26 protein-coding genes are annotated in these 22,700 nt (G+C 70.3%); 24 read left to right on the top strand and 2 right to left on the bottom strand.

The window, feature by feature from the left end:
- Nucleotides 1–311 precede the first annotated feature (311 nt).
- From AOK22_RS39235 to AOK22_RS00530, 6 genes are all read left to right on the top strand, one after another.
- On the top strand, nucleotides 312–1,961 hold the full coding sequence (locus tag AOK22_RS39235; RefSeq protein ID WP_055696508.1) for a hypothetical protein: 1,650 nt from the start codon (nucleotides 312–314) through the stop codon (nucleotides 1,959–1,961).
- Between the two features lie 17 nt (nucleotides 1,962–1,978).
- Nucleotides 1,979–2,359: a hypothetical protein gene (locus AOK22_RS00550; protein ID WP_055696507.1), complete on the top strand. Its 381-nt coding sequence runs from the start codon at nucleotides 1,979–1,981 to the stop codon at nucleotides 2,357–2,359.
- 27 nt (nucleotides 2,360–2,386) lie between these two features.
- Complete coding sequence (locus tag AOK22_RS00545) at nucleotides 2,387–4,759, top strand: P-loop NTPase family protein (RefSeq protein WP_055696506.1); 2,373 nt, start codon at nucleotides 2,387–2,389, stop codon at nucleotides 4,757–4,759.
- A 25-nt stretch (nucleotides 4,760–4,784) separates the two neighbouring features.
- On the top strand, nucleotides 4,785–5,345 hold the full coding sequence (locus AOK22_RS00540; RefSeq protein WP_055696505.1) for a restriction endonuclease: 561 nt from the start codon (nucleotides 4,785–4,787) through the stop codon (nucleotides 5,343–5,345).
- 16 nt (nucleotides 5,346–5,361) lie between these two features.
- On the top strand, nucleotides 5,362–5,820 hold the full coding sequence (locus tag AOK22_RS00535; protein WP_055696504.1) for a hypothetical protein: 459 nt from the start codon (nucleotides 5,362–5,364) through the stop codon (nucleotides 5,818–5,820).
- Between the two features lie 82 nt (nucleotides 5,821–5,902).
- Nucleotides 5,903–6,205, top strand: a complete 303-nt coding sequence (locus AOK22_RS00530) for a hypothetical protein (protein WP_055696503.1) — start codon at nucleotides 5,903–5,905, stop codon at nucleotides 6,203–6,205.
- Nucleotides 6,206–6,260: 55 nt separating this feature from the next.
- On the opposite strand, the gene AOK22_RS41235 is transcribed toward AOK22_RS00530, so the two are convergent.
- Together AOK22_RS41235 and AOK22_RS00525 are read right to left on the bottom strand one after the other, a co-directional pair.
- Nucleotides 6,261–6,524, bottom strand: a complete 264-nt coding sequence (locus tag AOK22_RS41235) for a hypothetical protein (RefSeq protein ID WP_157872131.1) — start codon at nucleotides 6,522–6,524, stop codon at nucleotides 6,261–6,263.
- Nucleotides 6,521–6,772 carry a hypothetical protein gene (locus AOK22_RS00525; RefSeq protein WP_055696502.1) on the bottom strand — a complete coding sequence of 84 codons (252 nt, stop codon included), beginning with the start codon at nucleotides 6,770–6,772 and terminating at the stop codon, nucleotides 6,521–6,523. Before AOK22_RS00525 ends, AOK22_RS41235 begins: the two co-directional genes overlap by 4 nt.
- Nucleotides 6,773–6,874: 102 nt before the next feature.
- Here AOK22_RS00525 and AOK22_RS00520 point away from each other — a divergent pair, with 102 nt between their 5' ends.
- The 18 genes from AOK22_RS00520 to AOK22_RS00440 all read left to right on the top strand — a co-directional run bounded on the left by AOK22_RS00520 (nucleotide 6,875) and on the right by AOK22_RS00440 (nucleotide 22,699).
- Entirely contained in the window at nucleotides 6,875–7,222 is a 348-nt protein-coding gene (locus AOK22_RS00520) for a DUF6011 domain-containing protein (protein WP_055696501.1), read from the top strand.
- Nucleotides 7,223–7,239: 17 nt separating this feature from the next.
- The gene (locus tag AOK22_RS41230) at nucleotides 7,240–7,416 is read left to right on the top strand and encodes a hypothetical protein (protein WP_157872130.1); all 177 of its coding nucleotides are present in this window, start codon (nucleotides 7,240–7,242) and stop codon (nucleotides 7,414–7,416) included.
- A 16-nt stretch (nucleotides 7,417–7,432) separates the two neighbouring features.
- A complete protein-coding gene (locus AOK22_RS00515) occupies nucleotides 7,433–7,648 on the top strand; it encodes a hypothetical protein (RefSeq protein ID WP_055696500.1) in 216 nt (71 codons plus the stop codon).
- 95 nt (nucleotides 7,649–7,743) lie between these two features.
- Nucleotides 7,744–8,277, top strand: a complete 534-nt coding sequence (locus AOK22_RS00510; protein ID WP_157872129.1) for a hypothetical protein — start codon at nucleotides 7,744–7,746, stop codon at nucleotides 8,275–8,277.
- Nucleotides 8,274–9,614, top strand: coding sequence for a phage terminase large subunit (locus AOK22_RS00505; RefSeq protein WP_055696498.1), 1,341 nt, complete (start codon nucleotides 8,274–8,276; stop codon nucleotides 9,612–9,614). The genes AOK22_RS00510 and AOK22_RS00505 overlap by 4 nt, the downstream gene beginning before the upstream one ends.
- A 187-nt stretch (nucleotides 9,615–9,801) precedes the next feature.
- Complete coding sequence (locus tag AOK22_RS00500; protein WP_055696497.1) at nucleotides 9,802–11,367, top strand: phage portal protein; 1,566 nt, start codon at nucleotides 9,802–9,804, stop codon at nucleotides 11,365–11,367.
- The gene (locus tag AOK22_RS00495) at nucleotides 11,364–12,449 is read left to right on the top strand and encodes a head maturation protease, ClpP-related (RefSeq protein WP_055696496.1); all 1,086 of its coding nucleotides are present in this window, start codon (nucleotides 11,364–11,366) and stop codon (nucleotides 12,447–12,449) included. The genes AOK22_RS00500 and AOK22_RS00495 overlap by 4 nt, the downstream gene beginning before the upstream one ends.
- Before the next feature lie 11 nt (nucleotides 12,450–12,460).
- Nucleotides 12,461–13,819: a phage major capsid protein gene (locus tag AOK22_RS00490; protein WP_157872128.1), complete on the top strand. Its 1,359-nt coding sequence runs from the start codon at nucleotides 12,461–12,463 to the stop codon at nucleotides 13,817–13,819.
- 97 nt (nucleotides 13,820–13,916) lie between these two features.
- Entirely contained in the window at nucleotides 13,917–14,357 is a 441-nt protein-coding gene (locus tag AOK22_RS00485; RefSeq protein WP_055696494.1) for a hypothetical protein, read from the top strand.
- 1 nt (nucleotide 14,358) lies between these two features.
- The gene (locus AOK22_RS00480) at nucleotides 14,359–14,718 is read left to right on the top strand and encodes a hypothetical protein (protein ID WP_055696493.1); all 360 of its coding nucleotides are present in this window, start codon (nucleotides 14,359–14,361) and stop codon (nucleotides 14,716–14,718) included.
- A gap of 100 nt (nucleotides 14,719–14,818) precedes the next feature.
- Nucleotides 14,819–15,877, top strand: a complete 1,059-nt coding sequence (locus AOK22_RS00475) for a hypothetical protein (protein WP_157872127.1) — start codon at nucleotides 14,819–14,821, stop codon at nucleotides 15,875–15,877.
- A gap of 3 nt (nucleotides 15,878–15,880) precedes the next feature.
- Nucleotides 15,881–16,255, top strand: coding sequence for a hypothetical protein (locus AOK22_RS00470; protein ID WP_055696491.1), 375 nt, complete (start codon nucleotides 15,881–15,883; stop codon nucleotides 16,253–16,255).
- Between the two features lie 5 nt (nucleotides 16,256–16,260).
- The gene (locus AOK22_RS41225; RefSeq protein WP_157872126.1) at nucleotides 16,261–16,719 is read left to right on the top strand and encodes a hypothetical protein; all 459 of its coding nucleotides are present in this window, start codon (nucleotides 16,261–16,263) and stop codon (nucleotides 16,717–16,719) included.
- Nucleotides 16,720–17,493, top strand: a complete 774-nt coding sequence (locus AOK22_RS00460) for a hypothetical protein (RefSeq protein WP_055696489.1) — start codon at nucleotides 16,720–16,722, stop codon at nucleotides 17,491–17,493.
- 5 nt (nucleotides 17,494–17,498) lie between these two features.
- The gene (locus tag AOK22_RS00455; RefSeq protein ID WP_157872125.1) at nucleotides 17,499–17,936 is read left to right on the top strand and encodes a hypothetical protein; all 438 of its coding nucleotides are present in this window, start codon (nucleotides 17,499–17,501) and stop codon (nucleotides 17,934–17,936) included.
- 3 nt (nucleotides 17,937–17,939) lie between these two features.
- Complete coding sequence (locus AOK22_RS42355; RefSeq protein ID WP_244164650.1) at nucleotides 17,940–18,347, top strand: hypothetical protein; 408 nt, start codon at nucleotides 17,940–17,942, stop codon at nucleotides 18,345–18,347.
- Between the two features lie 11 nt (nucleotides 18,348–18,358).
- Entirely contained in the window at nucleotides 18,359–18,769 is a 411-nt protein-coding gene (locus tag AOK22_RS00445) for a hypothetical protein (protein ID WP_055696487.1), read from the top strand.
- A 147-nt stretch (nucleotides 18,770–18,916) separates the two neighbouring features.
- A complete protein-coding gene (locus AOK22_RS00440; RefSeq protein ID WP_244164649.1) occupies nucleotides 18,917–22,699 on the top strand; it encodes a phage tail protein in 3,783 nt (1,260 codons plus the stop codon).
- Nucleotide 22,700 lies beyond the last annotated feature (1 nt).

Here is a 22,700-nt window from a genome sequence, read left to right as displayed (position 1 = left end):
AGGGAACGTATACGGCGGGCTCGTCCGCCGACTATCACGGCACCCCGTACCGGGAAGACCGGCCGCCGGCCGGGCCGCGGGGCCAGGTTCCGGGGATCCTGCGGACGCTGGTCGTGGCCGCGCTGCAGCGGTGGGGGCGTGGCGGCGGCACGGCGAACAAGCGACTGGACGTAGAGAAAGCGAAGGCGCAAGCGCGGCAGTTGAAAGAGTCGCGTCAGGTGTCTGTGAACCATTCCAGTGCGCCGATGCCGAAACCGGCTCCTTCGCCTGCCCCGAATGGGAAGACGCCGGAGAACAAGGGCGGCGGAAAAGTGGACTCGAAGAAGGACGTGCCGCCCCCTCGGCAGTCCAATGGGAGTGCGCAGAATTCCCCTGCGGGCCGGTCCGACAAGGGTGGCGGGCGCGGGTCGTCCGGTGCCGGGACGGACAGCCGTAAGGGCCCGGCAGGGTCCGGGAAGGGTGGCGCTCCGGAGAAGAGCGGCGGCCGTGGCCGCGCCACGGGCACGGACCGGGGCGGCGCCACCGGGGGCGGTGGGAAGGGCGCCACGAGGAGCGGGTCCGAGGGCGCCACGAAGAGTCCGAGGAAGGACGCCACGGGCGGCGGGAAGGGGACGTCGTCCGGTGGCGCCACGCGCAACGCTTCCGGGTCGGGCCCGAAGGGCGCCACGGGTGGCGGCTCGAAGGGCGCTGGCGGTGGCGGCACGTCCGGCTCCGGGGACCGGAAGTCGGGGGCGCAGCGTGGCGCGGATGGTGGCGCCTCCGGCGGCGGGAAGAAGGTCCCACTCCGCAAGGACGCGCCCGCGTCGGGCGGGGGACGTGGCGGTGCCGGGTCCAAGTCGGACGGCAAGTCCGGCCCCGGCTCGAAGGGCTCCGGGGCGTCGGGGGCGTCCGGCTCGGGCCCGAAGGGATCCGGATCCGGGTCCGGGTCCGGGGCTGGCGGGCCGAAGGGGCAAGGCGCCGGCGGCTCGAAGGGCTCGGGGGCCTCGGGGGCGGGCAAGGACGGCGGCCCGGGGAAGCAGGGCAAGGACGGCAAGCCCGGCAAGGACTCGCCCTCCTCGTCCGGCAGCGTTGGTCACGGCGCCGGGCAGTCCGGGAAGCAGCAGGGACCCTCGCTCCAGAAGTCCCGCGAGATCGGGCACGGCGACGGCGGCCGCGCGCGCCGCGTCGTCGACCACGTCAAGGCGTACGCCGACGGCGCCCGCGATGGCTGGCGCGACGAGAAGGACAAGAACGCCCGCGAGCACGACCGCCTCGACAAGGCGCACGACGAGCACAAGGGCAAGCCGAGCGGCAGGGACAAGACCCCGGCGAAGAGCGGCCCCATAGGCCGGACCCGGGACGACGACCAGCCCACGACGAAGAGCGACAAGCCCGCAGCGAAGGACACGGACGACCTCGACCGTCCCTTCCCGATCGCGGCCGAAGACGAAGACGAAGAGCCCATGGAGGACCCGTTCATGTCTCAACCCACGCCGATCCAGGCGAAAGGCGTCGACGCGTCGAGGATCACCTTCCCGGCCTCAGACGCCTTCACCAAGACGAGCATCTCCCGCGGGGAGCTGCGCTGTTTCATCCAGTACGAGGGCCGCCTGGAGGCCCGCATCGACGGCCTGGCCAAGGTGTCCGAGGCGACGAAACAGCTCGCCGCTCAGGCGCACGAGCAGGCCGACGACTGCCAGAAGCTCGCCGAGGAAGGCAAGGGCGTCGAGGGCGGTGACGACCTGGTCGCCGAGCTGGCCACGCTGGCGGAGAAGGCCAAGGTGCAGGCCGACGAGGCCGACGAGGTCCACGCGCGGGCCGCGCGCGCCCACGACTTCGCCAAGGCCGTCCTGTCCAACGTGCAGGGCCGCTACCGGCCGCTGTATCAGGCCGTCGTCGACAGCAAGTTGACCAAGCCCGCGGAGATGCGTTTCTACGCCGACCGCGGCATCTACCCGTCCGACCTGGCACTGTCGGCCTGACCCGGAGGAACTGTCTCATGAGCGAGCTGACGTACAAGTCGCTGAAGGCGCAGGCCGCGGCCCTACAGAAGAAGGTGCTGCGGAACGCCGAGGAGACCCAGGAAGCGATGAAAGTCCTCGACGAGGAGGCCACGGAGACGGCCCGCGAAGCCGACCAGATGGCAGGCAAGTCCGTCGACAAGGACACCGTCGCCGAGTCGCACGAGCTGGCCAGCACCCTGCGCGGTTTGTCGGACGGGTTCTCGACGTACGTCGCCAAGGCGCAGGACACCGCCGGGCAGGCCAAGGCCGTGGGCGACGAGGCCGCCGCCAGCCACGGCGCCTTCCAGGAGGCCTTTGACCGCTCGGACGTCGACGGCTTGGAGAACCTCGACCGCGACTGGCTCGAACAGCAGTAACCGCCCCCGTCTCGAAGGAGCTTCACCGTGAGCACCATCACGACGCCGCGCGCGGCCGGCACCGAGCGGGCCATCGCTCTGGCCACCTCTGTCGCGCCCGTCGTTACCGGTTTGCTGGCCCCGCTGCTGGACGGGGGCGCGGCGGCCACGGCGGGTTGCGGTGCCGTCGCGGCGACCGCGTTCACTGCGGCGAACTACATGAACCGGATCCCGCCGGACATCGTCGAGCAGCTGCCCGCCGGCGACATCATCCGGGCGCACGCCGGGCCGATGTTCCTCAGTGCGATCACCAGCGGAATGGCGGTGTCCATGGGCACCGTCGTGGGCCCGCAGGGTGCGGACGCGCTGATGGCCGGGGTGCTGACCCTGCCGTCGGTGCCCGGCATTCTGTCGCTGGGCTGGTGGGCGGCGGTCGCGCTGGTGCCGTACAAGTTGCGGACGGTTTTCGGGCACCGCCAGATCGTGCCGCGCGAGGAGCCCGCCGCTGCGGGCGACATCGTGGTTCTGCCCACCGACGCGGATGACGTCCTTCGGCGGTGGGGGGCGTTCATCTCCAGCCCCGACAGCGGCACCCATAAGCACCAGGTCCTCACGGACGTGCACGTAGAGGTCGACCGGGCGGGGCGGCCGGTCCGGTGGGCCGGGCGCATCCTGGCCCCGGCGGGGAGCGGGGTGACCGTCGACAAGAAGGCGGTGTCGTCCGTGTATCGGGTGGATCCCGCCTGGATCGAGATCGAGACGGGGGACCACTCCGGCGAGGCCCGGATCACGGTGAGTCTGACGAAGCCCGCTGATCTGGATCCGACGTCGTTGGCGGGCGCGTGGAAGCGGTACGCGGCGCGGCGCGGCGGGCTGATGGAGAAGACCCATCTCGAAGGTGTCGTCGATGACCCGAACACGGGCGGGCAGGCCGCGTACGTGGTGGCTGACGACGAGTTGGACGTCCTCAGGGTGCCCAACCAGATGGCGTTGGCGGGCGCGCTGCGGACCTCGCCGACGCTGGTGTCGTACGAGCCGATCGCGAACGATCCGCGCCGGGCGATGGTCCGGATGATGCCGGAGTCCCCGCTGGAGCGCGGCCACCCCTTCCCGGGGCTGGAGGCGATGCGGATGACCAAGGGCGGGCGGATCCCGCTGGGGCGTACGGTCTCCGGCCACCCGTCGATGATCCCGATTCTCGATCCGGTGCTGGGCGCCATGCACGTGGTGATCGCGGGGGCGACCGGGTCCGGGAAGGGTGGCGCGGCGCAGGTCCTGGCGCTCGGGTACCACGCCAACGGGGGCGCGATGATCTACGCAGACCCCAAGGGCGCGTCCAACCCCGCAGTCACACGCATGGCCGCGCACGCAGGCCTTCAGGACTACGGCGCGTTGGGCGCCATGCGGATCGCCTACTGGGTGTGCCAGCACCGCAAGCAGGAAGCCGCGCGATACGAACTGAAGAACTTCCAGCATTCCGCCATGCGCCCGCTCGCCCCCACGATCCTGGACGAGGCGAACAGGCTGCTCGGCCCGCGCGCGGTCGACCGCAAGGAAGCCGTCTTCATCACCGGCGAACTCACGTCGCAGGGCCGGTTCATCGGGATGCCGTTCTGCCTGATCAACCATGTCGTCAACCTCGACCAGATCGGCGGAGAGCAGGCCATCCGCGCCAACCTGATCAAGGGCGGTTCCTGGATCATCCTGCGCACCGACTCCGATCAGACGAACCTGGCTGACCTGCCGGAGGGGTTCGAGGGCATCGACCCGGCTGACATTCCCGACGTGTGGAAGGTCGGCGAGGAATCCCTGATCTACAACCCGGCCGAGATCGCCGAGGACGACCCGATCCGCACCTTCGGCCTCGGCTTCGTCGGATCGGCTGGCGGCCGCCCGGGGATGCAGCGCATCTGGATCCTGGAGGACGCCACCCCGCACATCCAGCCCGACCTGATCGCGGCCCCGGAAGACGTGCCCTGGTGGGGCGACCGGGACCGCATGGAGGAGCTGGCCAACACGCCGCTTCCGGGATTCGAGAAGGACGGCTCCGGTCCTGCCGAGTCCGGCGGTTCGAAGTACACCCCGGGCGTCGACCTTCCGGCCTCCGCGAAGAAGGAGTCCGCGGACAAGCGGATCGTCCGGGCGCTGCGGGACCACTCCGACCCGCTGCACGTCCAGGCCCTGGACGGAGCGCCGTTGGCGCCGGAGGACTACGAGGTCGCCTATCTCGACCGGGACACCATCAGTCGCGAGACCGGGCTGGCGGGCTCGACGCTCGACAACGCTTTCACCCGTCTGACCAAGGCCGGTGAGATCCACCGACAGGTCAAGGACGGCGCTGAAGTTCGAGGTGTGTACGCCCTCGGTCCGGCCCCGACGACGCGCGAGGAGGACGAGCATGCCGACTCGTGCACGGTCTAGGCGCCCGCTCACCACCACCGGCGCGGTGCTCCTCGTGGTGGGGACGCTGACCGGCGCCCGCTGGCTCGCCGACCGGCCCGCGCTCGCGGCCCTCCTCGTGGTTGCGGTGGTGGCCGCGGCATGCCTCGTCGGCCGTCAGCGGATGCAGCACGGCGTGTGGGCTCCGCCGGTCCGCCACCTCGTCGCCGCCAACCCGCGCACCATGGGGCCGCGTCAGTTCGAGCACTTCCTCGCCGACCTGTGCCGCCGCGACGGCTGCCGGGACGTCACCGTCGTCGGCGGCGCGAACGACCACGGCGCCGACGTCCTGTACACCGACCCGTCCGGGCGCCGGGGCCTCATCCAGGCCAAGCGGCACCGGCACGGCAACGGCGTGGGCAACCCGGCCGTGCAGGTCGTCAACGGCACCTACCGCGACGCCCACCACTGTCACCACGCCGCGATCGTCACCACCAGCCATTTCACCGTGCCCGCGCGGCAGTTCGCCCACCAGGTCGGCATCGAGCTCGTCGACGGCCGCCGCCTGCATGCGTGGATGCGCGGCCAGCGCGCCGCCGCGCCCTGGAACCGCGCCACCACCTTCTGAGAGGACCCACTGCGCCATGTACGAGTCGCCGTCCGGCCGAACGCCCGACCTCCACGCGGGGCGGCGGCGCTTCGCGCCCACGCCCGACCCTCAGCCCATCGAGCTGTACGACGAGCACGACCCCATCGTCCACGTGCCCGACCCGTACGACCCTCGGCGGTCCGTCGCCGTACGCCGCAGCCAGATCCAGGCCGCCGCGCCCTCACCGCCCCGCGATCTGCGCCCGCTGCCGCTGTTCGACCCGATGGCACAGCGGCTGCTCGGCGCCGGCGTCGGCGGGGGCGTGCTCGCGGCAGGCGTCGGGTGGGGCACCGCGCAGGTCGTCAGCGCTGCGGCGGGCGGGGTCACGGGGCTCGTGCTGCTGGTGGCGCTGGTGCTGCTGGCCCGGATGACGGGGCCGCGGACGACGATGCGTATCTCTCAGCACGTCGTGAACCACAACCGTGGGTTCGGCCGGAGCACCACCAACCTCTGAGCGCAGGGCCATTCGCGGTTCCTGCCCGCGCGGACCCCCCGCACCGCTACGCTCCGGGCCTCACACACGCCTGGGGGGAACCATGCGCCGCACTGCCATCACTGCCTTACTCACCGCCGCTGCGCTCGCCCTGGCCGGCTGTTCCAGCTCGGACGACAGCGAGCCTCCGAAGGCCACCAAGACCGTGACGAAGACACCCAAGCTGTCAGCGGCCGAGCAGCGAGAGGCGTGCGTCGATGCGTGGGCCGATGTCCTCTTGGCTGATGAGGATGCCGAGTTGGAGGCGGAGCCGGAGGAGTGCGACGGCCTGCCCGACGACGATCAGTTGGATCGGTACATGGAGGGCATGCAGAAGCGAAACGAGATCAACCGCGCTGCGCTGTAGCTCCGTAGGCCGGACGTGAAGCGGCCCCGCCTGGAGATTCCGGGCGGGGCCTTCGTCATGCGGTGGGTTCGTCGTCCGGGCGGTCCGCGTCCGGGCCGTAGAAGCCGTCGAGCTGGACGTTGAGCTCGGCCAGGTCGGGATGCTCGGCGATCTGACGGACCTCGGATGCGGTCAGCGCGGCTGTGAGTCGGCGCATAGAGCGGGCCGCGAGTCCTGCTTCGGCCGTCCTTTCGAGTTCGTCGGCCCTCTTGCGGTGCAGGCTGGCCAGGATCCGCAGTTGCCGGGCGCGCAGTTCATAGGGGTCTACAGACTCGCTCATGCGCTCGCGTCCCTCTTCGGGCGGCCGCCCTTGCGTGCGCGGCGCTCGGCGAGCTCCTGCTCGGCCGCTTCGAGTTCGGCGAGCTCCTGCTCGTTGCCGTGCTGCCGGATGAAGTCGCGGACGTGGGCGACGAGGTCTGCGCTGCGGTCAACACCTGTTCGCTCGGCGGCGGTTCCGTATGCGTCCCACATGCGGCGCGGGAGGCGGAATCGGGTGGCGAAGGTGTGGTCCTTGTCGTCTGCGGCCATGCAGCTCATGTTCCCACAGAGATTCTTCGACGCAACCCCTTGTGTGGGTACACGGTTTAGGCTTACCGTGTACCCACAAGGTTAAAGACCGAGGGGGCCGCAATGCAGAACACCACCACCGAGCAGCACACCACCTGCCTCGGCTGCGGCCGCAAGCTCACCTCGCCGAAGTCCATCGCCGCCGGTCGCGGCCCGGTCTGCGCCCGCAAGGTCCGCCAGGCCGAGCAGACCGTCGACCTCACCGGCTACAAGCCCCACCAAGTCGCCAGCGCCCGCGAGTTGATCGCCGACGCCGCGATCATCCCCCTCCGCAGCGTGGTGTTCCTCGCCGTCTCCACCGACGGCACCGAGACCTACCGCAGCGCCCCCACCGCCTGCACCTGCCCCGCCGGAATCAAGGGCAGCCGCTGCTACCACCAACTCGCCGCCCGGCTCCTGCTCGCCGCCTGACCCACGAGGAGAACACCATGCCCCGTTCCGAGCACCTCGCCGACATGTCCACCCAGGGACTCCAAGACGAACGCGACGCCTGCCTGCGGCTGATCGACAGCCGCTACGACAAGTGCAGCGAGTCCGTGAAGGAGTTCCACGCCGACTACGCCGACCGCGTCAGCGACGAAATCGACCGCCGCGCCAACGACTGACCGGGAGGGACACACCATGCGCGACCTGAACCTCGACAAGAGCAAGCAGTACGACCACGAGTACTCCGACGACGGGGGCCGCACCTGGGTGCCCACCAACACCAACTGCAGCGCCATGGTCGAAGCCGAGGTCATCCACGCCGAAGAGGAGGGCAACCCGGTGACCGTCAACGGCCAGATCGTGATCATCGACGAGGGCGCCAGCCTGACCCGATGGACCCCGCGCTCCTGACCGCCCCACGCCAGAGGCCCGCCCCCGCCACCCGGGAGCGGGCCTCTACCCGTGCACCACCGTCCACCAGACGCACGCGCCGTTACCATCACACCATGACAACCGGTAACGAGCCACCCGTACCGGCCGAGCCACTCCCACCGCCCGGCCAAGCCCGCGACAAACGCGGGCACTACATCACCACTGCCGCCCACGACGAACGCGCCGCCGCCGCAGCCCGCATGCGCGCCGGCAACCCGAAACTGACCTACCAGCAGATCGCGGACGCCGTCGGCTACAGCAACAAAGGCGAGGCATGGCGCGCGATCCAGAAGTGCCGTCAGGCCGTCCTCCAATCCGCCGGCGCCGAGCTGATCGCCTCCGAGGCCGCGCAGCTCGACGACCTGTTCGTGTCCGCCCTCGAAGTCCTGGAGCGGGACCACGTCGTCGTGTCCCACGGCAAGGTCGTCACCGGCGCCGGCGGTGAGCCGCTCCTCGACGACGGCCCGAAGTTGGCGGCGATCCGTGAGATGCGCATGCTCCGGGAGTCCTACCGGAAGCTGTACGGCCTCGACCAGCCCGCGCAGGTCGCCGTGTCCGGCGCGGTGCGGTACGAGGTCGTCGGCGTGGACGCCGCGGACCTCACGTGACGACCGCGCTCGACCGCGACGCGGTCGTCCGCTACGAACCCCGCGGCGCCGCCCGCGAGTTGTTCAAGAACCGGGAGTCCGAGGTCGTCATCGCGGGCCCGGCCGGCACCGGCAAGAGCCTCGCCGCCCTGTTCCGCGTGCACCTCGCCGCGCTCAACAACCCGGGGATCCGTGCGCTGATCGTCCGCAAGACGGCCGTATCACTCGGCAGCACGACGCTGGTGACGTACGAGAAGAAGGTCGCCGCGGACACGCTCGCGCGCGGGGTGGTCCGCTGGTTCGGCGGCAGCCCGCGCGAGGCGCCGTGCTACCGGTACTCGAACGGCAGCGTCATCGTCGTCGGCGGCATGGACAAGCCCGAGAAGATCATGTCCGCTGAGTACGACTTGGTCTTCGCGGACGAGGCGACCGAACTCACGGAGACGGACTGGGAGTCGATCGCCACCCGGCTCCGCAACGGGCAGTTGTCGTGGCAGCAGCAGATCGCCGCGTGCAACCCGGCGCAGCCCACGCACTGGATCAAGCGCCGGTGTGATCAGGGCCGCGCAAAGATGCTCGTGTCCCGGCACGCCGACAACCCCGCATACGTGAACGCGGACGGCAGCCTCACCGAGCAGGGCCGCGACTACTTCAACAAGCTCGACGCCCTCACTGGAGTGCGCAGGCTCCGGCTGAAGGACGGCGTATGGGCGGCGGCCGAAGGCCTGATCTACGAGGAGTTCGACGAGGCCGTGCACCTCGTCGACCCGTTCAAGATCCCGCCGCAGTGGTCGCGGTGGATCGCGGTCGACTTCGGATTCACGAACCCGATGGTCATGCAGTGGTGGGCCGAGGACGGCGACGGCCGCCTCTACCTCTATCGCGAGCTGTACCACTCCCGCCGCCTCGTCGAGGAGATGGCCACGCAGGCTCGGGACCTAATGGTGTACCCGTCCGGTCAGTGGCGCGAGCCGCAGCCCCGCGCGGTGATCTGTGACCACGACGCCGAGGACCGGGCCACGTTGGAGAAGTACCTCCAGATGGGCACGCAGCCTGCGGAGAAGGCGGTGAGCACTGGCATCCAGGCCGTGAAGTCCCGGCTCAAGGTGGCGGGTGACGGACGTCCGAGGCTCTACGTCGTGCGCGGTGCGCTGGTCGAGCGGGACCCGGTGCTCGACGACGTGAAGAAGCCGGCCAGCACCGAGGAAGAACTCAGCGGCTACGTGTGGGCGGTGAAGCCGGGCGGGACTGCGCCGGAGGCGCCATTGAAGGAGAACGATCACGGCGCGGATGCGCTGCGCTACATGGTCGCCGAGCGGGATCTCGGTGGGCGGCCCCGGATGAGGTGGGTGGGATGAGGAAGCCGAACCCCTCAATGCTGAAAAATTTGCGGTCTCAATGCCTATTGACAGGAGGATTTACACTCATCACAACAGGAACATGGAATATCTTCGGCATGGGCGTGGGTCTGATCACCGCCGGAGCGTCCCTGTTCGTCATGCAGTGGTGGGTAGACAGCGGCGACTGACACAAGGGAGGTGACCGATGGGCAGAACACTCCTCGGCTCCCTCGCCTCCGCCGCCGCCAGCGCCGTCAACCGCACCCCCATCCCCTTCGCCCCCGCCACCGGCCGCGCCGGTTTCGGCTCCGGCTTCGTGCGCCCTGCCGGGCAAGAGGCGCAGATGCGTGCCATGGGTGGCAGCAGCACTCTGTACGCGATCGTCGACCGCATCACCACCACGTACGCCGGCGTCGAGTGGAAGCTGTACCGCTCCGCCACGTCGGGCCGTGACGAGGACCGCGTCGAGGTCACCTCCCACGCCGCCCTCGACCTGTGGAACGCGCCGAACCGGCACATGACCGGGCCCGCGTTCCGCGAGTCGGCGCAGCAGCACGAGGAGTTGACCGGCGAGCAGTGGTGGGTGATCGCCTGCCATGAGCGCTCGTCGATCCCGCTGGAGCTGTGGCCGGTACGCCCCGACCGCATGGAGCCAGTCCCGGACCCGCAGGAGTTCCTCCTCGGCTACGTCTACCGCGGCCCGTCCGGCGAGCGCGTCCCGCTCGGCGTGGACGACGTCATCAGCCTGCGAAGGCCCAACCCGCTCGACCCGTACCGGGGCATGGGTGTGGTCCAGACGATCCTCATGGACATCGACGCGACCCGCGCGAGCGCGGAGTGGAACGCGAACTTCTTCCGCAACAGCGCAGAGCCGGGCGGTGTCGTCGAGGTCGACCGCCGCCTGAGCGACGACGAGTTCGAAGAGTTCCGGACTCGGTGGGGCGAGCAGCACCGCGGCGTGTCCAACGCCCACCGCGTCGGCGTGCTGGAGAACGGCCTGAAGTGGGTCGACCGCAAGTACTCGATGCGCGACATGCAGTTCACCGAACTCCGCAGCGTCAACCGGGAGATCATCCGCGAGGCATTCGGGTTCCCCAAGCCCATGCTCGGCGCCACCGACGACGTGAACCGCGCGAACGCCGAAGCCGCCGCGTACGTGTTCGCCCGCTGGCTGATCCAACCGCGCCTGGAGCGCGTACGCGAGATGCTCAACACCCGCCTGCTCCCCCTGTACGGGGCGACCGCCCGGGGCCTGGAGTTCGACTTCGTCAGCCCCGTCCCCGAAGACAAAGAGGCCGAGGCCACCATCCTCGGCCAGCGCGCGCAGGCCGCCGCCACACTCCAAACCGCGGGGTTCTCGCCCGCCGATGTCCTGTCGACCGTCGACCTTCCCGAGATGGCCGCGCGACCGGCAGACGAGCAGCTCCTCGTCGACATCGTGCGCGGCGCCCCCGCCACGGCGCCGCTGATCCTGCCGCTGCTCGGCTTCAACGTGCCCGGTCTCGACGCGCAGCCCGCCAACCGGTGGGCGCCGCCTCCGTGGGTGACCAACGAGATCGAGGCAGCACGGCGGTGGGTGGCGGTCGCCGAGGACGACGACAACACCTGCGGCCCGTGCAGCGAGAACAACGGCCGGACGTACAAGAACCGGGCCGACGCCTATGAGGACTACCCGGGCGGGCGCGGCTACGTGAACTGCGTGGGCGCCGAGTACGGCAACGACTGCCGCTGCCGCGTCGTCAAGCGCGGGCGGAAGGGAGCCAGCGAATGAACGGAATCCCCGGGCTCGTGCTGCCCGCAGCGGCGGCCGGGTTCGTCGCGCGCCAGCGGGAGCAGGCCGAGCGGCTGCGCGCGGCGCACGGTGTCGCAGCGCAGTCCTGGTACCGCATCACGAACGCGTCCGACTCGGACGAGGCCGAGGTGATGCTGTACGACGAGATCGGCGGCTGGTTCGGCGCGACGGCGGATGAGTTCATTGCGGACCTGCGCGGGGTGACCGCGCCCAAGCTGCGCGTGCGCATCAACTCGCCGGGCGGGTCGGTGTTCGAGGGCATCGCCATCGCCAACGCGCTGCGGTCGCATCCGGCGAACGTCACGGTGCAGGTCGACAGCGTCGCCGCGTCCATCGCCTCCGTCATCGCGATGTCCGGCGACCGGATCGAGATGGCCCCGAACGCGATGCTGATGATCCATGACGCGTCCGGGGTGTGCCTGGGCGACGCGGCCGACATGGAGGAGATGGCCGAACTCCTCGGCCTGATCAGCGACAACATCGCCGACGCCTACGCCGCCCGCGCCGGAGGGACGCGCGCGCAGTGGCGTGAGGCCATGCAGCAGGAGACCTGGTACCTGCCGGAGGACGCGGTCGCGGCTGGGCTGGCGGACGAGGCCCTCGCGAAGCCGAAGGCGGGCGAGCCTGCCGAGGAAGCGGAGCCGGACGAGGACGAGCCGGACATGGCGCGCGCGTGGGACCTCGCCGCGTACGGCTACACCGGCCCGCGTCAGCCGGACCCTCCGAAGCCGCGGCCTGCGCCGCCGCGCGCGACTGCGGTAGAAGACGCCTCGCAGATGGTGGTCAGCCTCGCTGAACTCCTCGGTGAGGACACGGTGGCCCGGCTCCAGGCCGCCGTAGCGGCGCCGGCCGATTCCACCCCCACGGCCGGCGCCGCCCCTGTCGACGACGGCGATGACGCCGCCGAACCCGCTGAGGCGGCACCTGAGCCAGCCCCAGCCGAGCCAACCGATTCCTGGGCTGACCTTGTCGCCCACCTCACCGACGACGCCCCCGACTGGTCGGCGCTCGTCTCCAATCTGATCGAGCCCGAGGCGTCGTCCAGCGCGGCGACGGACTGAAGGAGGCACCAGTGGCACCCACGATGACCATCCCGCGCAACCCTGAGGAACTGGCGGAGATGCTCGCCGACGGCGGCAAGCTGAAGGAGGTCATGGCGAGCAGGGACTCGCTCACCGAGTTCATCACCGCGTACGGCGAGGCGCTCCAGGGCGAGGGCACCGACCTCAACCGGCTCGTCGCCGAGGAGACGCAGCGCGTGTTCGCGCAGATGATGCGCGAGAACGGCATGGACAAGGCGGGCAAGGACGCGATCAAGCGTCTCGACCTCGACCCTCAGGCCAAGCGCGGCGGGAACATGCTGACCTCGCACCGGCAGGGCACCGCGCACAACGCGACCGCCCCGGGCGCCGCGCTCGACCAGCACTTCTCCAACGCCATCGAGTACGTGCAGAACATCTGGCACAAGAACCCGAAGGCCGACGCCGACAAGCTCAGCGCGCTCCGCAACGCCGCCTCCAGCGTCAGCCCGGCCGACGGCGGGTTCCTCGTCCCCGAGACGCTCCGCAGCCAGCTCCTCCAGCTGGCCCTGGAGAAGGCCGTCGTGCGGCCGCTGGCCACGGTCGTCCCGATGGAGTCGGCCCGCGTCCCGTTCCCGATGATCGACACCACCACGAACGCCGGGTCGGTGTTCGGCGGCATGGTCGCCTACTGGGGTGAAGAGGGCGCGGCCCTCCAGGACTCCAACCCGAAGTTCGGCCGCGTCGAGCTCGACGCGAAGAAGCTCACCGGTCTGTCCGCCGTCCCGAACGAGCTGCTCCAGGACTCCATCGTCAGCTTCTCGGCGCTGATCGAGACGCTGTGGCCGACCGCCCTCGCCTTCGAGGAAGACAACAAGTTCCAGACGGGCAGCGGCACCGGCGAACCGCTCGGCTACCGCGGCGCGGGCAACTCCGCCGCCGTCACCGTGACCCGCGCCAACGCCAACAAGATCCAGTACGTGGACGTCATCGGCATGTACGCCCGCATGCTGCCCTCGTCGCTGTCCAACGCCGTGTGGATGTGCTCCCCGGACGCGCTGCCGCAGCTGCTCCAGCTGTCGCTGACCGTCGGCACCGGCGGCAACTCGGTGTTCGTCGTCAACGCCGCCGCCGGTATGCCGATGTCCATCTTCGGCCGCCCGCTGATCATCACCGAGAAGGGCGGCGTCCTCGGCGCGCGCGGCGACCTCGCGTTCGTCGACCTCTCCTACTACCTGGTGGGCGACCGGCAGGTCATGACCGCCGACTCCAGCACCGACTACGCGTTCGGCAACGACAAGACGACGTTCCGGATCATCCAGCGCGTCGACGGCCGCCCCTGGATCCAGTCGGCCATCACCCCGGCCAACGGCTCCACCTCCACGCTCTCCCCGTTCGTCGAGCTCAACTAACCCACCCCGGCCGCCGCCGGCATTCACACCCCGACGGCGGCTTTCACCGGGCCGGCAGTGTCGCCCCGGACCGGACACCAGACGGAAGGAACTCCCCATGTCTCAGCGAGCACTTGGCCGACTGTTCAACACGACCCCGGCCGCGGACGGCGCGTGGATCGCCCTGAAGGGGGCGGCTGCTGGCGTCACGTTCTCCTGCTACCTCGGGGGTGGCGTCGGCGACGTCTACACCCTCCAGGAGGCGAAGGACTCGTCCGGTACGGGCGCGCAGAACCTCGCCTGCATCGCCGAGTACCACACGTGCACCGGCAACGGGTCGGACGCGTGGACCAGGCGCACGCAGGCGGCGGGCGCAACCGTGACCACGGCGGCGGCTGCGACGCAGAACGCGGCGGTGATCGAGGTGGAGGGGACGTCCCTGTCGGACGGCTACCGGTACGTGAAGCTCACCAGCACCGGCGCGGGCACCGTCAACGCCCTCACGCGCGACCTCGGCGTGATGCGCGCTCCGGCGTCGCTGCCTGCCACGGGGGCCTGACATGGCCGTGTGGGAGTGCGCCGAGTGCACGGCCAAGTACAGCGTGGGCGCGCCGAAGTGCCCGCAGTGCGGGTCGACGGTGCGGATCAACGAGGCCACACAGCCCGAGCAGACCGAGCAGCAGAAGGAGACCAGCATGCCGAAGGTGACCGTGCACGGCGGCCCGACCATCGACGGGTTCGAGGTGGACCCGGACAGCGGCGAGCTGACCCCGATCGAGGAGGGAGGCGAGGAGTCATCTCCTGGCAGCAGCTCCTCGACATCGTCCGAGAAGGAATCGGCCTCGCCCGCGACGAGCAGCAGCAAGAGCCCGTCGCCTGCCCCCAAGACGGGGAGCCGCTCCGCGAAGGACCGGACGTAGATCCGGGCCGGTACTGCCCGTTCTGCGGGTGGCGGCCCGGTGACCGGTACGTCGGCGACCGGCTCCGCTGACCAGCTCATACGAGAGGAGGTGACGAGAGATGACAACGCCCTGGTACACGACCCGCGAAGAAGTGAAAGCGGAGCTCGATGTGAAGGAGACCGCGCGCTCGAACGCGCGGATCGACCGTGCGCTCGCGGACGCGGCCGACGCTGTGCACGGGCTCACCCACCGCGTGTTCTACCCGACGCTGGCCACCCGTGCATGGGACTGGCCGGCCGGGCAGAGCGCGCCTGCATGGCGGCTGTGGCTCGATGGCAATGAGCTCATCTCCGTCTCCTCCCTCACCACCGGCGGCAAGATCATCGACCCCGCCGACTATGTCCTGCGCCGCTCCGATGGACGGGATGAGCCGCCGTACACGCACCTGGAGCTGAACATCGGCTCCAGCGCGGCGTTCGGTGGCGGGGCCACCACACAGCGGGCCGTCAGCGTGCAGGGCCTGTACGGGTACCGCAACGACGAGACGCCAGGCGGCACGATCACCGAGGCCCTCGACGCGGTCGAGACCGGGGTGGACGTGGACGCTGCCGCGTCCGCCGCAGTCGGTGTCGGCTCGCTGCTGCGCATCGACAGCGAGCGGGTCATCGTGACCGGCCGGTCGCTACTCGACACCGGGCAGATCATCGCCGGGGACCTCACAGCCCAGAACAACACCGTCATCGTCCCCGTGAGCAGCGGCGCGGCATTCGCGGCCGGGGAGATGATCCTCGTCGACGGGGAGCGGATGCTCGTCGAGGAGATCGCCGGGAACACGCTGCTCGTCCGGCGGGCGTGGGACGGCTCACCGATCGCCCCGCACGCCACCGGCGCGGCCGTGTACGCGCCGCGGACCCTGACCGTGCAGCGCGGCGCTCTCGGCACCACGGCGGCCGCGCACACGTCCGGCGCGGCGGTGGCCCGGTGGGAGGCGCCCGGCAGCGTCCGGCAGCTGTGCCTCGCCGAGGCCCTCGTCGACCTCATGCAGGGCCGCTCAGCGTACGCGCGGACAGCCGGGTCTGGGGAGTCGGAGCGGGAGGCGTCCGGTAAGGGCCTCGTCGATCTCCGCGCCCGCGTCTACACCAGCCACGGCCGCAAGGCCCGCGCCAGGGCGGTGTGACGGATGCGCCTCGATGTGTCGACCAGCCGCCGCGGCCCGATCTTCGACGGGCGGGCGCGCCGCGCCGCGAACGAGTACGTCAACCGGCTGGAACGGCAACTCGCCGAGGAGGGCCGCACGATCCTCCTCGGCGAGCTCGACCGGGTCCTGAAGACGCAGACGCCGTTCTACACGACCCGGATCAAGGTCGAGGACGGGCACACGATCACTGACTCGCGTGTCGTCTACGGGCCGTGGCTGGCCGGTGTGGGCTCCCGCAACTACCCGGTGACGAAGTTCAAGGGCTACGACCACTGGATCGTCACCCGGGACCGGCTCAACTCCCGCAAGCGCGGCATCGGCGAGCGGCTGCTGCGCCGCTACACGGGACGGATGTGATCGCCGTGCCCCTCGACCTCCTCACCTACCGCAGTGTGGCCATGTCGCACGCGCAGAGCCTTGGCCTGTTCGAGCAGGTACTCGGCCACGAGCCGGTGTCCGCCCCCGGTTCGGGGCTGGTCTACGCCCTGTGGGTGGCCCGGGTCGGCCCGGTCCCGGCTGCGTCCGGGCTGCGCGCCTCGTCGGGCCGCCTGGAGCTGACCGGCCGCGTGCTCACGCCGGCGGACGCGCAGCCCGAGGATGACGTCGACATCGCCGTCACCGGCGCGGTGGATGCCCTGATGTCGGCGTACGCGGGGGACTTCGACTTCGGCGGCAGCGTCCGCAACGTCGACGTGCGCGGCGCCCATGGGGCAGGGCTCGGCGCGCAGTTCGGGTTCTCGCGGTTCGACAGCACGACGTACCGGGTGGCCACGCTCACCGTGCCTCTGATCGTCAACGACCTTTGGGAAGAGGTGGCATAGGTGGCCAAGCAATCAGGGCTCGGCGACGCGCTGTTCATCGCGGGCTATGACCTGTCCGGTGACATCAGCGCCGTCGGCAACGTGGGCGGCGGGTGTGCGGCGCTGGAGTTCACCGGCATCGACAAGTACGCGTTCGAGCGCAAGGGCGGCGTGCGCGACGGTCGCCTCCAGATGACCTCATTTTTCAACCCGGGCACGCTGCCGGACCAGGCGCACGCCCGGCTGAAGACGCTGCCGACCACGGACGTGATCGCCGCGTACTGGCGGGGTACGGCGCTCGGCGGGGCATCGGCGAACATCGTGGCCAAGCAGCTCAACTACGACGGCACGCGCGGCGACTCCGGCGAGTTCACGTTCGCTGTCGAGGCGGCCGCGAACGCGTACGGCCTGGAGTGGGGCCGCTCGATGACCGCCGGGAAGCGCACCGACACCACCGGCACGAACGGCACGGGCGTCGATTTCGGTGTCGGCAGTCCGCCGCTGTTCAACGGGGCTGCGCTGTTCGGCCTCCAGGCCTACCTCCACGTCTTCAGCCTCACCGGGACGTCCGTGACCGTGAAGCTCCAGGAGAGCTCGGACAACGGCGTCGGCGACACGTGGGCCGACGTCACCGGCGGTGGCTTCACCGCCGCGACCGGGCCCGGCGCGCAGCGCATCGAGACCGCGCGCGGGCAGACCGTCGAGCGGTACCTCCGGGTCGTGACGACCGGCACCTTTTCCAACGCCGTGTTCGCCGTCTCGGTGGCACGCAACGACGTGGCGGTGACCTTCTGATGCAGATGACCAGGCCGATCAACCGGGTCGCCCCGAACATGCCGGTGAGCGCCTACCAGACGTACAGCATCACCAGCCCGCAGGACACCTCGGTCGTGGCCGCATGCGCGCAGGTGGGCTGCGCGGCGTGGCGCCACGGTTGGGAGTCGAGGGTCGACGAGCGGACCGAACTCGGCGCGCGGCAGGCCGCGTACATCCGCAGCCAGTCCCGCCGGACGTTCCGCGAGCAGCGCACCGACGTAGGGCTCACCGTCTTCCGCTTCGAGAGCGGTCAGCGGTGTTTCGCCGAGCACCGGACGCGGCCGGAGGTCTACGCCGTCCGCGATGGCGACTGGCGCGGGAACCCAACCGGCCGCACACGCACCCACCAGCGCCCCGCTGACTGGGTTGAGGACTTCGGCGAGCACCAACTCCGCCTCGTCGAGCAGCAGAAGGAGGGCTAGGCCATGGCCAAAGAGAGCGGACTTGGGTGGACGACCTGCTCCGTCGATGACGCAGCAGGCACCGCAAGGGCGATCAAGAACGACATCACGAACCTTCAGTTCGCGACGCCGCGCGCGGTGCAGGACGTGACGGGTATCGACAAGAGCGCGATGGAGCGGCTGCTCCTGCTCGCCGATTTCTCGGTGACGCTGAACGGCGTCTTCAACGACGCGGCGGGCCAGTCCCACGACGTGTTCAAGACGGTGCCGTCCACGAGCGTGCTGCGCACGGTCTCTCTCACCGTGTCCGGGCAGTCCCTGAACAACGAGTGCCTGTTCACCGACTACCCCCTCTCGCGCTCCGACTCCGGAGAGCTGACCTTCGCGGTCCCCGGCGTCCTCGCCGACGGCACCGTGCCCACTTGGACCTGAGAGGCACGCCGATGGCTGGCTACCGCCCCAAACGCAGGATCTACGACCTGGACTTCAGCGACCACCCCGACCCGGACATGCACGGGCTGCGGGTCAAGCTCCGTCACGTCGACACCGGGCAGGCCCTCGCTCTGGACGCGGCACTCGAAGAGGGCGGCGACGCCGGCCTTAAGGCGACGCTGGAGATCCTCGCTGCGCAGCTCATCGAGTGGAACGTCGAGGACGACCAGGGCCAGCCCGTGCCGGTGGGCATCGACGCGGTCATGGCGCAGGAAGTCGACTTCAACATGACGATCGTCAACGCGTGGCGGGAGGCCATCGCCGGGGTGCCTGCCCCTTTGGACGGCGCCTCGCCCGATGGCGGGCCGTCCCTGGAGGCGTCGATTCCGATGGAGCTGCCCTCCGAGAGCCTCGCGAGCTGATCTATGCGCGGCAGGTACTGGCGCTGTGCCAGCAGTTCCGGTGCCTGCCCTCGCAGCTGACCCGAGAAGACCCCGAGCTTCTGCGGCTGCTGGCGATCGTCGAACTCGGCACACCTGGGGAGGAGGGGATGAGCGATGTCGGATGACGTGACGATCACAGTCCGCGTCAACGACGCCACGGCCGCAGGCTTCCGGGACATCAACGGGCACCTGCGCACGCTGGACGGCCGCTTCGCAGCGAGCGCGGGCAGCATGACGCGGTCCGGGCAGCAGCTCGACAAGACGTTCACCGGGCTGAAGGCCTCGCTCGTCAACCTCGCTCCGGCACTGATCCCGGTGGCGGCGCAGGCCGCGCCGATCGCGGCCGGGCTGGGGGCTGCGGGCCTCGCGGCGGCCGCGTTCACGGCGGCGGTGGTCCCCCAGATCTCCGCCATGGGCGAGGCCGCGGCGGCTCAGAAGAAGTACCAGGACGCAGTGAAGGCGTCCGGTGTCGGCTCGCAGGCGGCCGCGAAGGCGCAGGCCGAGGTGCAGCGGCAGCTGGCGGCGATGCCTGCGGCGACGCAGCGCGCGGCCGGGTCCTACATGGTCCTCTCCGACGCGTTCCGTACCTGGTCGGACCAGACGGCATCGTTCACCATGCGTCCCGTCGAGCAGGGCCTCCAGATCACCACGGCGCTTTTGCCCCGCCTGACGCCGCTCGCGCGCAGCGCCTCGGACCAGCTGACCCGGCTGACCACGGTGGCGGGCGGCGCGATCGAGACTCCGGGGTTCGACCACCTCACCAGCACCGTGCAGGACTTCACCGACCGCACCCTCGACCGCGCGACCGACAAGGCCCTGCACTTCATGCGGGTCCTGTCCGAGGGCAAGGCCGAGGGCCCGCTCACGGAGGTCATGCAGTACGCGCGGGCGGCGGGCCCGGAGGTCAAGGAGACGCTGCAGGCGCTGGCGGAGACGCTGCTGCATGTCCTGGACGCGGCGGCGCAGGCCGGGCCCGGCATGCTCACCATCGTCAACGCGTTCGCGCAGCTCGTGTCGGCGGTGCCCGCGTCACTGCTGGCGACGCTGCTGCAAGTCGCCACCGCCTTCAAGCTGATCAAGCTGGCCGGTGCGGGAATCGGCGCGGCAGGCGCGGGCCTGGGGACGCTGACGGGCCGGGCGACGGCACTGCGGGCCGCGTTCGTGGCAGCAGGCGGCGGCGTCGCGGGCATGAACGCCGCGCTGGGAACCCTGTCGACCGGCGGCAAGGCTGCGCTCGCGGCCGGCGCCGTGGGCGCCCTGGTCCTGGCACTGCACGAGCTGTCGGGTGCGAAGCCCGCGGTCGAGGTGGACGCCCTGTCGTCGTCGCTGAAGACGCTGACGACGACCGGGAAGGTCACCGGCACTCTCAAGACCAACATGAAGGAGATGTCCGAGTCCATCGCGATGGTCTCCAAGAGCGGCTCGGAGAACAAGCTCGGGCAGCTCGTCTCCGACTTCGGCTCATGGGTGGGCATCGCCGAGGGGCCCGGCATCTCGACGGCGAGGAAGAACGTCGACGCGTGGGACAAGTCGATGGCGAACCTCGTGCGGTCGGGGAACCCCAAGCAGGCGGCCGAGCAGTTCGACTTGCTGAAGCGGGCGTGGAAGGCCGGCGGCGGCGACATGTCGCAGTTCAAGAAGCACACGAACGACTATCGCGACGCCATCGCCGACGCGAAGTTCGAGGCGAAGATGGCGGCCGAGAGCATGGGGCTCTTCGGGACGCAGGCGCAGGCGGCGCAGGCGAAGCTGGACGGGCAGAAGCAGGCGGCCGACGGGCTGCGGCAGTCCATCCAGGCCCTCAACGACGTGCAGCGCGCGGGCCTCGGCGGGATGATCGGCTTCGAGGGTGCCATCGACGCCGCGGCGAAGGCCGCGCAGGCCAACGGCCAAGCGCTGTCGATGACCGGTGGAAAGCTCAACCTCAACTCCGAGGCTGCCCGCACGGCAGCGAGCGCACTGAACGATCTGGCGGCCAAGACCGACGAGGCGGCGGCGCAGGCCCGCGAGTCCACCGGGTCGTGGTCGGCGGCGAACGATGTGTACCGGCGGGGCCGGGCCGAGCTGATCCGGCAGGCCGACGCGATGGGTCTGTCCCGCAAGCAGGCCGTCGCGCTGGCCGACCAGATCTTGAAGGTCCCGAGCAAAACGGCGCGGATCAAGATGGAGAAGGAGGACGCCGAGGCCGGGCTGCGCGCGTTCAACGCTGCTGTGAAGAAGACGCCGGGCAGCAAGAGCGTGACCTTGAAGACGCTGTCGAAGGGCGCCGAGCAGATCCTGGAGTCGTTCGGGCTGAAGGTGAAGCGCCTGCCGAACGGGAAGGTCACGGTCACCGCCGCGAACGGCAAGGCGCTGTCGGGCATCCGTGATGTGCAGGGGGCACTGTCGCGTCTGCCGCGCTCGCGGAACATCACGATCACGACGTTCCGTAAGAACACCGTCCGCAACATCACCGAGTATCAGACGAAGTACCTGTCCGGCCGCAGCCAGCACGACATCGTGGGCGCCACGGGTGGTCTGTTCACCGGCAGCGCGTTCAAGCACGGGTACGCCGACGGCGGCCCGGTGGTCGGGCCGGGCACGGGCACCTCCGACGACGTGTTCGCCCCCTGGTTGAGCAACGGCGAGTTCGTGATGAAGGCCGCGGCGGTCGCGAAGTACGGCGAGAAGTTCATGCACCTCATCAACGAGGGCCGTCTCGACATGCCGAAGTTCGCGAAGGGCGGGCTCACGAAGGCGCAGAAGCGCGCGGCGGCACAGCGCAAGTCGGAGCACGAGGCCCGCAAGGACGCATGGAGCGACCTGACGGTCTCCCACTTCGGGCAGCTGGCGGGCGGCCGGCTGTCGGAGATCCGCCGTGGTCTCGGTGACCCGGATTCGCGGTCGTCGCTGGTGTCGTCGCTGAACCAGTGGCGCTCCACGATCATGAAGTCGACGCACGGCGGGACGGAGCGGCATCTCCTGCGGCAGCTCGACTCCTACGGCAAGGCGCTGCTGCGGCACGAGAAGAGCCTGTCCACGGTCACCAAGAGCCTGGAGAAGGCGAAGAGCAAGCTCGACGACCTGAAGAACAGCGCGTCGCAGCTGCGGGACTCGGTCAAGAACAACGTCCTGTCCTCCGCGAACATCACCAAGGGAGGCGCGGATGGGGCGCCGATCACCACCGCGTCCGTCATGGCCGGGCTGACCCGCTCCCGTGACCAGGCATCCGCGTTCGCGTCCGCGCTGAAGGGCCTCCGGAAGAAGGGACTGTCGAAGGATCTGATCAACCAGATCGCGGAGGCCGGCATCGATGGCGGTGGGCTCCAGACCGCGGGCGCGCTCCTCGGCGCCTCGAAGTCGGAGATCGCCTCTATGAACAAGCTTCAGCGGCAGATCGGCTCGTCGGCGTCGAGCGCGGGCAAGACCGCGGCCGACTCGATGTACGGGTCGGCGATCCGGAATCAGACCGCCGTGGTGAAGGCCCTGACCTCCCAGCAGAAGCGGCTGGAGAAGGCCATGGACAAGCTCGCCCACACGATGGAGAAGGCCATCGAGCGGGCGTTCCGCCGCAAGGCCACCGGCGGGATCGTCGGCGCCGCAGCGGTGGGCGGGCCGCGGTCGGGGCTGACGTGGGTGGGCGAGCAGGGCCCGGAGCTCGCGGACCTGCCGGTCGGCTCGCGGGTGTACTCGTCGCCGGACTCGATGCGTAAGGCGCAGGCGCCGTGGGCGTCGATGCTGAACACGCCGCCGCGGCGGGCTGCGGCGGCCGCGCGCGGCACTGCTCCGGCGCCGGCGGGGGGCGAGCGGCCCATCGTCATTCAGGTGAGCTTCGGCACCAAGGAGCTCGGCGAGCTGGTCATCGATCCGGTGCGCTCCGCAGTGCGGGCCCGCGGCGGGCTGAAGGCCACGTTCGGGAAGGTCGACTGAG

Source organism: Streptomyces silaceus (assembly GCF_001419745.1).
Taxonomy (GTDB): Bacteria; Actinomycetota; Actinomycetes; order Streptomycetales; family Streptomycetaceae; genus Streptomyces; species Streptomyces silaceus.
The sequence above is the reverse complement of the archived record's forward strand: the minus strand, read 5'-3'. Positions and strand labels throughout refer to the sequence as shown.

Bases quoted from the DNA above. Each gene is read 5' to 3' on its own strand.
- AOK22_RS00550 (WP_055696507.1), top strand. From the start codon at position 1,979: ATGAGCGAGCTGACGTACAAGTCGCTGAAGGCGCAGGCCGCGGCCCTA.
- AOK22_RS00535 (WP_055696504.1), top strand. From the start codon at position 5,362: ATGTACGAGTCGCCGTCCGGCCGAACGCCCGACCTCCACGCGGGGCGG.
- AOK22_RS00530 (WP_055696503.1), top strand. From the start codon at position 5,903: ATGCGCCGCACTGCCATCACTGCCTTACTCACCGCCGCTGCGCTCGCC.
- AOK22_RS41235 (WP_157872131.1), bottom strand. From the start codon at position 6,524: ATGAGCGAGTCTGTAGACCCCTATGAACTGCGCGCCCGGCAACTGCGG.
- AOK22_RS00525 (WP_055696502.1), bottom strand. From the start codon at position 6,772: ATGGCCGCAGACGACAAGGACCACACCTTCGCCACCCGATTCCGCCTC.
- AOK22_RS00520 (WP_055696501.1), top strand. From the start codon at position 6,875: ATGCAGAACACCACCACCGAGCAGCACACCACCTGCCTCGGCTGCGGC.
- AOK22_RS41230 (WP_157872130.1), top strand. From the start codon at position 7,240: ATGCCCCGTTCCGAGCACCTCGCCGACATGTCCACCCAGGGACTCCAA.
- AOK22_RS00515 (WP_055696500.1), top strand. From the start codon at position 7,433: ATGCGCGACCTGAACCTCGACAAGAGCAAGCAGTACGACCACGAGTAC.
- AOK22_RS00510 (WP_157872129.1), top strand. From the start codon at position 7,744: ATGACAACCGGTAACGAGCCACCCGTACCGGCCGAGCCACTCCCACCG.
- AOK22_RS00500 (WP_055696497.1), top strand. From the start codon at position 9,802: ATGGGCAGAACACTCCTCGGCTCCCTCGCCTCCGCCGCCGCCAGCGCC.
- AOK22_RS00495 (WP_055696496.1), top strand. From the start codon at position 11,364: ATGAACGGAATCCCCGGGCTCGTGCTGCCCGCAGCGGCGGCCGGGTTC.
- AOK22_RS00485 (WP_055696494.1), top strand. From the start codon at position 13,917: ATGTCTCAGCGAGCACTTGGCCGACTGTTCAACACGACCCCGGCCGCG.
- AOK22_RS00480 (WP_055696493.1), top strand. From the start codon at position 14,359: ATGGCCGTGTGGGAGTGCGCCGAGTGCACGGCCAAGTACAGCGTGGGC.
- AOK22_RS00475 (WP_157872127.1), top strand. From the start codon at position 14,819: ATGACAACGCCCTGGTACACGACCCGCGAAGAAGTGAAAGCGGAGCTC.
- AOK22_RS00470 (WP_055696491.1), top strand. From the start codon at position 15,881: ATGCGCCTCGATGTGTCGACCAGCCGCCGCGGCCCGATCTTCGACGGG.
- AOK22_RS00455 (WP_157872125.1), top strand. From the start codon at position 17,499: ATGACCAGGCCGATCAACCGGGTCGCCCCGAACATGCCGGTGAGCGCC.
- AOK22_RS42355 (WP_244164650.1), top strand. From the start codon at position 17,940: ATGGCCAAAGAGAGCGGACTTGGGTGGACGACCTGCTCCGTCGATGAC.
- AOK22_RS00445 (WP_055696487.1), top strand. From the start codon at position 18,359: ATGGCTGGCTACCGCCCCAAACGCAGGATCTACGACCTGGACTTCAGC.